The following is a 12,633-nucleotide window of genomic DNA, read 5'->3' as shown; positions in this document are numbered from 1 at the left end:
CGCGCGGGAGGTTCCACCGGAGAAGAAAGGACACTGCTGCTATGACATACGTCATTGCCCAGCCCTGCGTCGACGTCAAGGACCGTGCTTGCGTCGACGAGTGTCCCGTCGACTGCATCTACGAGGGTGAACGCAGCCTCTACATCAATGCTGACGAGTGCGTCGACTGCGGGGCCTGCGAGCCCGTGTGCCCCACCGAGGCGATCTTCTACGAGGACGATGTTCCAGAGGAGTGGGAGGACTACACCCGCGCCAACATCGACTTCTTCGAGCTCAAGGGGCTCGGCTCGCCCGGTGGCGCCCAGGGTGCCGGCGTCCAGGACTACGACGACCCGATGATCGCCGCTCTGCCTCCGCAGAACGAGGAGTGGAAAGAGGCCAACGGCTACTGAGCCGACGGGCGAGGGGCGGCCGGGGGTGGAGACGTACCTGGCGCGTGAGGAAGAATCGGTGCCTGTGAGTACCAGTGCGACACCTGAGACCTTCCCCAGTCCTCTCCTGCCCCGCCGCCTCGCCCTGCCCGACTTCCCCTGGGACTCGCTGCGCCCCTACCGAGAGCGCGCTGCCGAGCACCCGGACGGCGTCGTCGACCTCGCGGTGGGTACGCCCGTCGACCCCACCCCTGAGATCGCCCGAACCGCCCTGTCCGCGGCAGCCAACGCCCCCGGCTACCCGACGGCGGTCGGCGCCTCCGTGGTGCGCGCCGCCATCATCGAGTGGATGGGGCGCCGCCGAGGCGTGAAGGACCTGAGTGAGGCCGAGGTCATCCCCACGATCGGTTCCAAGGAGTCCGTGGCCCTCCTGCCGCTCCACCTGGGCGTGGGACCGGGGGACCTCGTCCTGCACCCGCGGGCCGCCTACCCCACCTATGACGTCGGCGCTCGCCTCGTGGGTGCCACCCCGGTCCCCGTGGACACCGACGCCGACCCAGCCACCTGGGACGTCGCCGACGACGCGCGCGTGGCTATCGTCTGGCTCAACAGCCCCGGAAACCCCGATGGGCACGTCCTGGACGCCGAGCAGCTGGTCCGGATCGTCGCCTGGGCCAGGGGACGCGGCGCGATCGTCATCTCCGACGAGTGCTACGCCGAGCTCGCTTGGGAGTCTCCGTGGGACGTCGAGCCGATCCCGAGTCTCCTGGACCCCCGGGTCGGAGGGGAGGCGGGACGAAGCGGCCTGCTCGCCCTGTACTCCCTGTCCAAGCAGTCCAATCTGGCCGGCTACCGGGCGGCCTTCCTTGCCGGTGACGCGCGGCTCGTGGGTGCCGTCACCGAGGTGCGCAAGCACACCGGCATGCTCATGCCGACTCCGGTGCAGGCGGCCCTCGTGGCCGCCCTTGGCGACGAGGCGCACATGGAGGTGCAGAAGGAGGTCTACCGGGAGCGCCGCGAGGTGCTCGTCGAGGCGACCGCCGCCGCCGGACTCGTCAACGACCCGGCCTCCGTGGCCGGCCTGTACCTGTGGCTCCGGGGGCCTGAGTCGATGAGCGCCTACGACCTCGTGGGGGCATTCGCCGAGCTGGGGATCGTCGTGGCCCCCGGCGACTTCTACGGTGAGGCCGGGGCCGGGCGGGTGCGCATGAGCCTGACCGATACCGACGAGCGAGTGGCCGCCGCCGCCGCGCGCCTGCGCTCGCCTGAGGCCGCCGCCCTCTTCGCCGGCTGAGCCGGGAGCATCTGACCAGGTCGACTGCTCGAGGGCTTGATGAATTTGTCAAGAGGTGACGGGAGTCCGGCAGGTGCCCACGGAGGGGGCAACGTTATGGGCCCATGAAACGACGCCGTGACGGCGCACCCCGTACAGTGGGCGGTGGGTCCGCCGGAACCCCGTGGGCCCAGGCCTCGCCGTCGCGATGCGCGCGGCCCCGAGCCCCAGGAGACATGATGACGAGCACACCCACCCCCGCTGAGCAGTCGGAGCAGAACCGGTCCGGCGTCGTCGACGGCCCCGGCCTGCTGACCCTGGACGGTCACAGCCTCGAGCTGCCGCGCATCCGGGCGACTGACGGTGCCGACGGTCTGGGCGTGTCCAAGTTGCTGGGCGCCACCGGCGTGGTGACGCTGGACCCGGGCTTCACCAACACGGCGTCGTGCACCTCGCAGATCACCTATATCGACGGCGCGGCCGGGATCCTGCGCTACCGCGGCTACCCGATCGAGGAGCTGGCCAAGTCCTCGACTTTCCTGGAGGTCGCCTACCTCCTCATCTACGGCGAGCTGCCCGACCGTGAGTCCTTCGAGCGCATGGAGCGGCGCATCTCGCGCCACCGCCTCCTGCACGAGGACTTCCGCGGCTTCTTCACCTCCTTCCCCTCCTCGGGGCACCCGATGGCGATCCTCCAGGCGGGGATCGCGGGCCTGGCCACCTACTACGAGGACACCCTCAATCCGCACGACCCCTACGAGCGCGAGCTCGCCACGGTGCTGCTGCTGGCCAAGCTGCCCACGATGATCAGCTATATCGCCCGGCGCGCCATCGGCCTGCCGCTGCTCTACCCCGACCCGCAGCGCTCCTACGTCGAGGACTTCATCCGCCTGACCTTCGGCATGCCCTACCAGTCCTACGAGATCGACCCGGCCGTGGTGCGGGCCCTGGACATGCTGCTCATTCTGCACGCCGACCACGAGCAGAACTGCTCGACCTCCACCGTGCGCCTCGTGGGCTCGGCCGACGCCAACATGTACGCCTCCGTGGCCGCGGGCGTGGGTGCCCTGTCTGGCCCGCTGCACGGCGGCGCGAACGAGGCCGTCCTGCGGATGCTGGACACGATCCAGAGCTCGGGGATGAGCACGGCCGAGTTCGTCCGCAAGGTCAAGGACAAGGAGGACGGCGTCCGGCTCATGGGCTTCGGCCACCGGGTCTACAAGAACTATGACCCGCGCGCCGCGATCGTCAAGGAGACCGCCCACGACGTCCTGACCCGTCTGGGCTCCGACGACGGCGACCGCAAGCTCGAGATCGCCATGGAGCTGGAGGAGACGGCGCTGCGCGACGAGTACTTCGTCTCGCGCAGCCTTTACCCGAACGTCGACTTCTACACCGGCCTCATCTACCAGGCGATGGGCTTCCCCACGAAGATGTTCACGCCCCTGTTCGCCCTCGGTCGGCTGCCGGGCTGGATCGCCCAGTACCGCGAGATGATCGCCGACCCGGCCAAGCGCATCGGGCGGCCCCGCCAGGTCTACGACGGCTCCACCGAGCGTCACTACGTGGCCATGCACCGCCGCAAGCACGACGACGGACAGTACCCGGCCACCCGCGCCGGCGTGCCCAGCCTCGACCGCGTCACCAGGGTCTGATCCGGGCTCACGCTGGTTGCTCGCGGCCGCGGTGATCCGGACCGGGGACGTACTTTTCCGACGAGAACTGCGTTCTCCCGCAAACCACTGAGGTCCGCCCTCAGTGGTTTGCGGGAGAAGTACGTCCCCGATGCAGAAGTACGTCGTCGATCAGTTGCTTCCGGGGCGCCACCAGTCGCTCGTAGGCCAGCTGGCTGTCATCAAAGGTGAATGGGGTCTCCCGCCGATACGAACGCCACCACTGGGCAGCACTCCACCGCATCAGGAGTGTCCGACTGATGCTCTACCGAATCGGGGGTGCCTGTTCCAGAGGTGGAGCAGGCCCCCTGGTCTGCTGGGCATCAGTCGATCAGGCGACGAATGCTCGTACGGCTGAGCGGATGATCTCGGAGCGGCTGGTGCCGTCCTTCTCAGCGCGTTGGTCGACCGCGGCCGCCAGACTCTCGTCCATGCGGACTGGGACGACCCGCGCCGCACCATCCCCGATAGGGCGGCGTCCTCGCTTCTTCAGCACTTCGACGATGTATCCACGTTCCGCTTCGTCGGCCCACTCTTGGATCATCTCGTCGGTGACCGGTACGCCATTAATGGTTTCCACATGACAAGTGTGATGCGAAATACCTGCCTGAACGTCACCGAGACCGTCGTGGTGAGCTCGGCGGCCTACAGCCTGGTCAGGTCGATCTTGCCCATCTGCAGGATCTTCTCGCGCACGGCGACGTCGGCCATGAGCTCGGCGATGTTGTGGGGGACGACCTGCCAGGACACGCCCCAGCGGTCGACGCACCAGCCGCAGCGCTCGGCCTCGGGCACGGCCGACAGCCCCGCCCAGTAGCGGTCGATCTCCTCCTGGTCCCGGCAGGAGACGATCATGGAGACCCCGGGTGTGAAGGTGAAGTCGTGGAAGGTCCCCGAGTCCATGGCTGCCATCCAGGTGCCGTGAAGCGTGAAGTCGGTGAACATGACGGTCCCCGCCTCCATCGGCCCGCCCTCCTCGTAGCGGCGCAGGGCCCCGCGGCGGGTGTCGTCGAACAGGGCGATCCAGGCCTCGGTGGCCTCCTCGGCGTTGGCGTGGTTGGTTCCACCGAACATGAAGGAGGGCAGGATGAAGGGGCGCGGCTCGCCGGCCGGGTCGGTGAGCATGAGTTGCCAGGTCATGCCGAAGCGGTCGCGAACCCAGGTGTAGCGCGGAGAGAAGGGGTACTCGCCCAGCTCCATGAGCACACCGCCGCCGGAGAGCCGCTCGTAGAGCTCATCGAGGTAGGCCCGGGCCTGGTCCTCACCGCCGAACAGGAGCGGGTCGAAGTTCAGGATGCAGCTGAGCGACGGGTTCGGGGCGTACTGGTCGCCGCCGTTGATGAGCGAGAGGCGGAAGCCATGGATGCTGACCGTGGCAGCGAGCCCAGGTGCCTGCTCGACGACGGAGCCCTCGCGGAAGACATCTGCGTAGAACCGGGCCGCCTCATCGGCGGTGCCGTTGCACCAGATGGCAGGGATGATGCGCTGATCCATGCGGACACCGTACCGCGATATGCGTTGGGGCCGCTGAAGCGTTGCGTTGCCAGCCTTTAGTGGCGCGCCCTCCAGTGGGGACTGTGCATGATGCCGACCGCGTTCCCGAATGGATCAACGATAGACGCTGTTGTGAATCCGCCCCCACGCTCGGTGATCGGCGTATGAGCATGTGCCCCGTGCGCGACGAGGGTGGTGAACGTCGTGTGAATATCGTCGGTGTGCCAGTAGGTGATGGGTGCTGTTGTCGGAGTCGGGGATGGTGTCATGAAGGAGCGATCCATTATTCCCAGTTCGTCCTCGTCCGGACCGATGCGGAACTCAGTGTAGGCGCAAGGGCCGGTTTGCGGACTGCGGTAATACGGAGTGATGCCCAGTAGGTCTGCGTACCAGCGAGAGGCGGCGTCGACGTCGTCAGCGGTAAGAACCATTGTGGTGAGTCCTTGCAGGATGGTCATGGCATGTCCTTTCGGTGAGATGCCTTGTGGCTCTCAACCTAGAACTGAAAGTGCTCATCCGGTGCGCACATTGTCTGAGATGATCTTTAGTGTGCGTGCAGACCGTCTGATCGCCCTCGTGTTGCTCCTCCAATCGCGGGGGAGGATGACTGCCTCCCAAGTGGCCGCAGAGCTCGAGGTCTCGCCAGCTACTGCCAGACGAGACCTCGAAGCCCTATCGACGGCGGGAATCCCGGTCTACTCACAGCCGGGGCGAGGCGGTGGCTGGCGCCTTGTCGGAGGTGCTCGAACTGATCTGACTGGCATGTCTGCGGGCGAGGCGCGAGCGCTGTCGCGGATGCTAGGAACGGCGGCACTGAACGACCCGGAAACTCAGGTGCCCACGATGAAGCTTATCCAGGCCTTGCCGTCTTCTCTGCGTGATGAGGCTGAACGGTTGATGACAGCAGTTCATGATGACCGTGTTGCCTGGGGTGAGTTGACCGATGATGCAACGTCGGGCCTGAGCCGGCTTTGCGATGTCATCGCCCAGCGTCGAGTGGCGGTTGCCTCCTATCAGTCAAAATATGGGGAGTGTAGTGTTCGGCGTCTGCTTCCTCTAGGGCTGGTGAATAAGGCGGGTGTCTGGTACCTCATCGCTGATGGTGAATGTGGAATGCGGATATATCGAGTATCGAGGTTTGAGGAGATCATCGAAACGAATGAGGTGTTCGACCCTCCGGAAAATTTTGATATGACTGCCTATTGGGATGCTCAAGCTGACGTCATTGAGGGAAAGCGGTCCGGGGTTGCTGCGGTGCTGCGGGTGCACTCATCGATCGTTCCTGTGCTGCGTTATCAGTTCGGAAGGTATTTCACTCTCCTTGAGGAGGATGATATGAGTGTCGTTGAAGTTCGCGCCCACATGCTAGTCGGATTGGCTGAGAGGCTAGCGGGGTGGGGTGACCGCATTGACGTCTTGTCGCCACCTTGCCTGCGGTCTGAACTCGCCCGTATCGGCTCAGAGCTGGTTGCGCATTATGGTTCCCCGAGATGATGAATCGATGTCAGATCATCGACCTCAGTTCTGAGACGGCTTGGACGGATCATCAGTGCGCTGACGGTACTCAACAGGAACGCGGTGATGCCGATAGCAGCGAAGTTGCCGGTGAGAGTGAGCAGTGGACCACCGATAAGCCCGGCCACCGTTGTCCCGATGTACATCACCGCGCTGGTGAGGGTGGAGATGGTGCCACGTGCTGTGCTGTCGAGCTGCTGCAGGTGAAGCATGCGGACGCTGAGCATTGCGCCTCCGCAGGCGAAGAGAGGCAGGAACACAAGGCCCACGAAGATCGGGGCGGGGGATGCGGCGAGCGTCAGGTAGGCGATGCCCATCACCGCAGCGCTCAGGTAGATGGCTTGGGCTGGGGTCATGCGGCCGGTCAGCCGGACGCCGAAGAGACTGCCGATCGTGTTACCGATCCCGCCGGCCAGGACGATGAGTGCCACGGTGGTCTTCGAGGTGCCCAGGCCGTCCTCCAGCCATGTCGGTGCGTAGGTGAATACGGTGAAGAATGCCAGGGTGTACACGAGGTAGGAAAGAAATCTCGTGATTGCCTGCGGCACATGGAGCAGGGTCAGGTATGGTACCTTCTTAGCCGCCACGGTCGGGCGGATATCAGGGATCTGGTGCCAGAGCGTGACTGTTAGTGCCAACGCGCAGACCCCGATGACGGGGAAGACAATGCGCCAGTTGATGATTGCGAGGAGACTTCCGAGCGGAACCCCGACAACCTGAGCGATCGACAACCCGGCGGTCGTATATCCCATGACGCGCAGAACGATTTTTTGATCCGGGCCGACGAGGGTAGGAATCATTGCCCACACTTGCGGTGCGGCCACGGCCGCGGCACCGCCAGTGATAAAACGGAAGATGAACATCGTCCAGAAACCAGGGGAAGCTGCACAGGCTGCTGTTGCCAACGCGAAGACCACCATCCCAAGCGTAAGGATGATCCGGCGGTTACCTCGGTCCGAGATCGGCCCGGACGCCAGTCCGGTGAGCGCGTAGCCGATCGCATAGACGCTGACCAGCCAGCCGCTCTGCGTCGTCGACACGTCGAAAGCCTTGGCCAGCGATGGCATCAGTGGTGCGACGACGAAGGTGTCCGAACCGATCAGGAACATGACCGCGAACCCGAGTAGTGAAAGTTTTCGGTCCATAGCAATCTCCAGTCCGTAGAGAGTGCCTCAACGCTAAACCTTGACAGAACTGTCAATGTCAAGAGATGCTGACGCGGTCCATTGAACTGTTTGAGGAGAGTCACGCATGCGCATCTCCGAGGCTGCCCGGCGCGCCGGCACCAGCCCGCGGATGCTGCGCTATTACGAGACTGAGGGCCTGCTGGCGCCCACGCGCCGTGACAATGGCTATCGCGACTACGGCGCAGGGGAAGTTTTAGCTGCTCGCCAGATTGTCGCGCTGTCTCACGCCGGATTCCCGCTTTCGCTCATCAGGACGGTGCTGCCCTGTGCCACGGAAAACGGTGAGTTGAGAGCCTGCCCCTCCGTTGCGCCCGAGCTACGCAGACGGCTCCGCGACATCGAGGAGCAGATTGAGGTGCTCTCGAGCGGTGCTGACGTCATCAGGAGCTTCCTCGACAACCTTCAAGACGTCGATCCTCCTTAACGCCTCATAGCCGCGGTAGTGGCGTCGTACTCGACGGGTGCGTGCCGAGTTCGGTTGCCGCGCCGACATTCCCCTCCCGAGCCCCGGGCCTTCCAGGGGTCTTGGTCGCGTCATGGAGTCATCGGCGTCGGGCTCTGTCCGTGGTGGAGTCGCTATGGTTAGGCTGACCTTATGAGCAAGAAGCCTGCTGACTCCACCGCCTCTGCCGACCTGCCGCTGCCCCATGCCGACCGCCCCATCGCCTCCGCCCCCGGTCACTGGGTCCTGGCCCGTGCCGGCAAGCGCGTCCTGCGCCCCGGCGGCGCCGCCCTGTCCGCCGCCATGCTCGGCCACGCTCACCTGGCGGACGCCGATGTCGTTGAGCTCGCCCCGGGCCTGGGGCGCACCGCCGCCGAGATCATCAAGGACCACCCCGCCTCCTACACGGCCATTGACCGCGACCCCGACGCCGCCCGGCGCGTAGCCGCCGTCGTTGGGAACCTCGGCTCCGTCCGCCAGGGCGAGGCCGCCGACACCGGCCTGGATGACGCCAGCGCTGACGTTGTCGTCGGTGAGGCCATGCTCACCATGCAGGGGGACAAGGGCAAGGCCGCCATCGTCGCCGAGGCCGCCCGTGTTCTGCGCCCCGGCGGGCGCTACGCCATCCACGAGCTCGGCGTCACCCCCGATGACATCGATGAGGAGTACTACACCCAGCTGCGCCGCGACCTGGCCCGCTCCATCCACGTCAACGCCCGCCCCATGACGGCCGCTGCCTGGAAGGAGCTCATGGAGGACGCTGGGCTCGTCGTCGACTGGGTCGACACCGCCCCCATGGCCCTGCTCAAGGTCGGCCGCAACATCCGCGACGAGGGAGTAAGAGGCTTCCTGCGGATCGCGCGCAACGTCGCCGCGGACAAGGCGCTGCGCCGGCGCGTCCAGGAGATGGCAGGCACCTTCAAGCGCTACGAGAAGGACATGGTCGGCATCGCCCTCGTCGCCCACAAGCCCGCATCCTGAGCCCCGTCCCCTCCTGCGAGGTCTGGGGGCCGGTCGTCGGCCCTGATGGCGAGGGCGGCGTCAGTCGTCGTGGGTCGCCCCGCGCAGACCTGCGCGCAGAACCTCCCGGTTGAGCAGCGCGATCGCCTCGATCGGGATCCCCGCCGGGCACGCCGGCAGGCACTCGCCGTACTCCGAGCACGGCCCGAAGAGCTCATCGAGCTCCCGGGTCATCGCCCGGGCCCGGCGTCCCCGCTCGATGCGCCCGGCCGGCATGAGCGACAGGTGCGCCAGCTTCGCCCCCGCGAAGAGCGCCGCCGCCCCGTTCGGGCATGCCGCCACACAGGCCCCGCAGCCGATGCAGGCGGCGAAGTCCAGTGCCCGCTCTGCCTGCAGGTGCCCCTGGGCGACGTCGTCGGCGTCCGGGGCGGTCCCCGCGGCCACGTCCACGGTCCCGCCCGCCCGGATGAGCTCGTCGAGCGCCGTGCGATCCACCACCAGGTCCCGGATGACCGGGAAGGCCGCAGACCTCCACGGCTCCAGCCGGAAGCGCCTCACTCCGGGGAAGGCCCGCAGGTGCTGACGGCAGGCCGGGGTCGTGTCCATCGGCCCGTGCGGCACCCCGTTGACGAGGAAGCCGCAGGCCCCGCACACCCCCTCCCGGCAGTCCGACTCGAAGACCACCGGCTCACCACCGGCCTCGATGATCTGGTCGTTGAGGCGGTCGAGCAGCTCGAGCAGACTCATCTGCGGCTCGGCGTCCTCCACCACGTGGCTCTCGAAGAAGCCTCGTGCCCGCGGCCCGTCCTGCCGCCAGATCTCCAGCTCGATCCTCATCGGTAGTCCCTCACCTGCATGGGCACCAGCGAGAAGCTCAGTGGCTCCGTGCGGCGCGTGTGCCCGCCGTCGGGTCCCGTCTGCCAGGCCGAGACGGAGCACCAGGTCTCGTCATTGCGCTGGGCCTCGCCGCCCTGCGTCGCGTACTCCTCGCGGAAGTGGGCGCCGGCGGACTCGCGCCGGTCCAGGGCGTCGAGGATCATGACCTCCGCCAGCTCCAGGAAGTCGGCGACCCGCAGCGCCTTCTCCAGCTCCTGGTTGAGCCGCGCCCGGCCACCGACCACGGTGACGTCGGCCCAGAACTCCTCGCGCAGGGCGCGCACCTCCTCCAGGGCGCGCAGCAGCCCCGCCTCGGAGCGGCTGACCCCGCAGCCGGCGTAGAGGACCTCGCCCAGACGGCGGTGGAACCACACCGGACGGTGGGTCCCGTCCACCGCCATGAGCGCCTCAATGCGCTCGCGGGTGTCGGCCACGGCCTGAAGCGCCTCCGGCGCGTCGGGGCTCAGCGGCCTACTGCCCACCAGCCCGGCCAGGTAGCTCGGCACGGCCAGCGGCAGCACGAACCAGCCGTCCACGCTGGCGCTCAGCAGCGAGTTCGCCCCCAGGCGGTTGGCGCCGTGGTAGTTGTTCGAGGCCTCCCCGCCCACGAACAGCCCCGGGATGGTGGACATCTGGTCGAAGTCCACCCACAGTCCGCCCATCGTGAAGTGGGCGCCCGGGGCGATGCGCATGGGCACCTCGTAGGGGTCCTCGCCAGTGGCGTCGAGGTACATCTCGAACAGGTTGCCGTAGCGCGAGGCGATGGTCTCCTTGCCCAGCCGCTCCAGCGCGTCGCGGAAGTCGAGGTAGACCGAGTTGCGCAGCGGCCCGACGCCGCGGCCGGACTCGATCTGCTCGCGGGCGTTGCGCGAGGCGACGTCGCGCGGGGTGAGGTTGCCGAAGGCCGGGTACTTGCGCTCCAGGTAGTAGTCGCGCTCGTCCTCGGGGATCTCGTTCGGGGGCCGCTCGTCCCCGGGGGTCACGGGCACCCAGATGCGCCCGTCGTTGCGCAGGGACTCGCTCATGAGCGTCGTCTTGGACTGCCATCGGGAGCTCACCGGCAGGGCCGTGGGGTGGAACTGCACCATGCAGGCGGAGGCGAAGGCAGCCCCGCGTCGGTGGGCGCGCCAGGTGGCGGTGGCGTTGGAGGCCATGGCCAGGGTCGAGTAGTGGTAGACGCTGCCGTAGCCGCCGGTGGCCAGCACGACGGCGTGAGCGGTGTGGGCGCGTACCTCACCGGAGAGCAGGTCCCGGGTGACGATGCCCTGAGCACGGGAGTCGGCCACGATGAGGTCGAGCATCTCGGTGCGGGAGTGCATGTGGACGCTCCCGGCGGCGACCTGCTCCTGGAGCGCCTGGGCACATGCGATCTCCAGCTGCTGCCCGGTCTGCCCGCGCGTGTAGTAGGTGCGCGAGACCTGCACCCCGCCGAAGGAGCGGGTGGCGAGCTGACCGCCGTACTCACGGGCGAAGGGCGCCCCGATCGCCTCCATGTGGTCGATGACCCGGCCGGACTCCATTCCCAGGCGCACGACGTCGGCCTCCCGCCCCCGGTAGTCCCCGCCCTTGACGGTGTCCTTGACGAAGCGCGCCAGGGAGTCGCCGTCGACCTTGCGGGCCCGGGCAGCGTTGATCCCTCCCTGCGCGGCCACCGAGTGGGCGCGACGCGGGGCGTCGTGCAGGCTGAAGCACTCCACCCGGTAGCCCAGGCGCCCCAGGGTCGCGGCCGCGCCGGCACCGGCCAGTCCGGCGCCCACGACGATGACGGTCAGCTTGCGGCGGTTTGCGGGATTGACCAGGCGGTACTCGTCGCGCCGGCGCTCCCAGGCCTGCTCGGGCGGACAGTCCGGAAGGTGCGCATCAAGGTCCTCGCCGACGTCGTACAGGCCACCGACGGCCCGCGGCGCGCTCGCGCTCATCCGATCACCCCCGTGCAGATCAGCACCGGCAGCAGGCCGTTGACGACCGCGATGGCCAGGGCCACGGCCAGGGCGACGGCGCGGCACACCCTTCGCAGCCTGGGGCCGGTGCCGCCCAGGTCGATGACCACGTTCCACAGGCCTTGGGCCAGGTGGAGGGAGAGCGCCAGCATGACCAGGCTGTAGAAGACCGCCATACCGGGGCGCGACAGGCTCGCCACGAGGTTGTGGTAGGCGCTGACCTGCAGCTCACCGTTCGACGTCGTCGGCGCCTGGAAGCCCTCAGGGGCGATGAGACGGCCGATGGTCAGGTCGAGAATGTGGATGAGGACGAAGACCCCGATGAGGACGCCGGTCACCAGCATGGAGCGGGCGCCGATGGTGCGGGCGGGCAGGGCCCGGCGCCGGAAGGCCCCGCGAGCGCTCCTGGCACGTCGCCACAGCGTGATCCCCGCAGCGACGTGCGCCGCGATGCAGACTCCCAGGGCCAGGCGCATCACCCACAGGAGCCCCTCGTGCGGCAGGAGCGGGTAGGCGACCTGCCGCAGCCAGGCGGCGTAGCCGTTGAACGCCTCCGGGCCCGCGAGAACCTTGAGGTTGCCGACCATATGGACCACGACGAACAGGGCCATGACCGTGCCGGTGATCGCCATCGTCGCCTTGAGGACGCGCTGCGATGCCCACACGGGGGTGCGGCGCCTGCGCCGGGGAGGAAGCGCGTCACCAGCGGGCTGAGCAGCCTCAGGAGTGCGGACGACCGTGGACGTCGCAGCCATCTGGTCTCCCCTCCTTTGCGTAGAACAACCCATAATTATGATAACGAAAACTGTGATACTGGCATAGAGTGTGAACCCTGTGTTTCGTCGGGCCGGCCCGAAGGTGGGCCTCTCGTGCTCGCGGAGCTCCCGTGGGGCGTGGCGGTC

Annotated in this window: 13 protein-coding genes and 1 pseudogene; 7 read left to right on the top strand and 7 right to left on the bottom strand. The window is 67.4% G+C overall.

Annotated elements, in window-relative coordinates:
• The first annotated feature begins 41 nt into the window (after positions 1-41).
• The 3 genes from fdxA to BKH33_RS02700 all read left to right on the top strand — a co-directional run bounded on the left by fdxA (position 42) and on the right by BKH33_RS02700 (position 3,299).
• Positions 42-392 (top strand): ferredoxin, encoded by a 351-nt coding sequence (gene fdxA / locus BKH33_RS02710; RefSeq protein ID WP_004564605.1) that lies wholly within the window; start codon positions 42-44, stop codon positions 390-392.
• Positions 393-456: 64 nt separating this feature from the next.
• On the top strand, positions 457-1,665 hold the full coding sequence (dapC, locus tag BKH33_RS02705) for a succinyldiaminopimelate transaminase (RefSeq protein ID WP_050998464.1): 1,209 nt from the start codon (positions 457-459) through the stop codon (positions 1,663-1,665).
• A 218-nt stretch (positions 1,666-1,883) separates the two neighbouring features.
• The gene (locus tag BKH33_RS02700; RefSeq protein ID WP_004564612.1) at positions 1,884-3,299 is read left to right on the top strand and encodes a citrate synthase; all 1,416 of its coding nucleotides are present in this window, start codon (positions 1,884-1,886) and stop codon (positions 3,297-3,299) included.
• A 349-nt stretch (positions 3,300-3,648) separates the two neighbouring features.
• On the opposite strand, the gene BKH33_RS02695 is transcribed toward BKH33_RS02700, so the two are convergent.
• From BKH33_RS02695 to BKH33_RS02685, 3 genes are all read right to left on the bottom strand, one after another.
• Complete coding sequence (locus tag BKH33_RS02695) at positions 3,649-3,897, bottom strand: ribbon-helix-helix domain-containing protein (protein ID WP_003779507.1); 249 nt, start codon at positions 3,895-3,897, stop codon at positions 3,649-3,651.
• A 65-nt stretch (positions 3,898-3,962) separates the two neighbouring features.
• On the bottom strand, positions 3,963-4,811 hold the full coding sequence (locus BKH33_RS02690; RefSeq protein ID WP_003779519.1) for a VOC family protein: 849 nt from the start codon (positions 4,809-4,811) through the stop codon (positions 3,963-3,965).
• A 56-nt stretch (positions 4,812-4,867) separates the two neighbouring features.
• Positions 4,868-5,269, bottom strand: coding sequence for a VOC family protein (locus tag BKH33_RS02685; protein WP_003779518.1), 402 nt, complete (start codon positions 5,267-5,269; stop codon positions 4,868-4,870).
• Between BKH33_RS02685 and BKH33_RS14325 the strand changes: the two are divergent.
• Positions 5,181-5,522 (top strand): annotated as a pseudogene (locus tag BKH33_RS14325) (helix-turn-helix transcriptional regulator); the annotation flags it as partial. The gene BKH33_RS02685 and the pseudogene BKH33_RS14325 sit on opposite strands and share 89 nt — an antisense overlap.
• A 132-nt stretch (positions 5,523-5,654) precedes the next feature.
• Positions 5,655-6,305: a helix-turn-helix transcriptional regulator gene (locus tag BKH33_RS02680; RefSeq protein ID WP_244157417.1), complete on the top strand. Its 651-nt coding sequence runs from the start codon at positions 5,655-5,657 to the stop codon at positions 6,303-6,305.
• On the opposite strand, the gene BKH33_RS02675 is transcribed toward BKH33_RS02680, so the two are convergent.
• The gene (locus tag BKH33_RS02675; RefSeq protein WP_003779512.1) at positions 6,287-7,471 is read right to left on the bottom strand and encodes an MFS transporter; all 1,185 of its coding nucleotides are present in this window, start codon (positions 7,469-7,471) and stop codon (positions 6,287-6,289) included. The two genes, BKH33_RS02680 and BKH33_RS02675, sit on opposite strands and share 19 nt — an antisense overlap.
• A gap of 106 nt (positions 7,472-7,577) precedes the next feature.
• Here BKH33_RS02675 and BKH33_RS02670 point away from each other — a divergent pair, with 106 nt between their 5' ends.
• Positions 7,578-7,937, top strand: coding sequence for a MerR family transcriptional regulator (locus BKH33_RS02670; RefSeq protein ID WP_003779521.1), 360 nt, complete (start codon positions 7,578-7,580; stop codon positions 7,935-7,937).
• A 171-nt stretch (positions 7,938-8,108) separates the two neighbouring features.
• Positions 8,109-8,936 carry a class I SAM-dependent methyltransferase gene (locus tag BKH33_RS02665; RefSeq protein WP_003779523.1) on the top strand — a complete coding sequence of 276 codons (828 nt, stop codon included), beginning with the start codon at positions 8,109-8,111 and terminating at the stop codon, positions 8,934-8,936.
• Between the two features lie 60 nt (positions 8,937-8,996).
• Here BKH33_RS02665 and BKH33_RS02660 read toward each other — a convergent pair whose 3' ends face one another.
• Genes BKH33_RS02660 through BKH33_RS02650 form a run of 3 tightly spaced genes read right to left on the bottom strand, consistent with a single transcriptional unit; the run spans position 8,997 to position 12,486 of the window.
• Complete coding sequence (locus tag BKH33_RS02660) at positions 8,997-9,752, bottom strand: succinate dehydrogenase/fumarate reductase iron-sulfur subunit (protein WP_003779503.1); 756 nt, start codon at positions 9,750-9,752, stop codon at positions 8,997-8,999.
• Positions 9,749-11,710: a fumarate reductase/succinate dehydrogenase flavoprotein subunit gene (locus tag BKH33_RS02655; protein WP_003779496.1), complete on the bottom strand. Its 1,962-nt coding sequence runs from the start codon at positions 11,708-11,710 to the stop codon at positions 9,749-9,751. The genes BKH33_RS02660 and BKH33_RS02655 overlap by 4 nt, the downstream gene beginning before the upstream one ends.
• Complete coding sequence (locus BKH33_RS02650; protein ID WP_003779515.1) at positions 11,707-12,486, bottom strand: succinate dehydrogenase cytochrome b subunit; 780 nt, start codon at positions 12,484-12,486, stop codon at positions 11,707-11,709. The genes BKH33_RS02655 and BKH33_RS02650 overlap by 4 nt, the downstream gene beginning before the upstream one ends.
• Between the last annotated feature and the right edge of the window lie 147 nt (positions 12,487-12,633).

Source organism: Actinomyces naeslundii (assembly GCF_001956585.1).
In the GTDB taxonomy this organism is placed as follows: domain Bacteria; phylum Actinomycetota; class Actinomycetes; order Actinomycetales; family Actinomycetaceae; genus Actinomyces; species Actinomyces naeslundii.
This window is presented reverse-complemented; position numbering and strand designations above follow the sequence as displayed.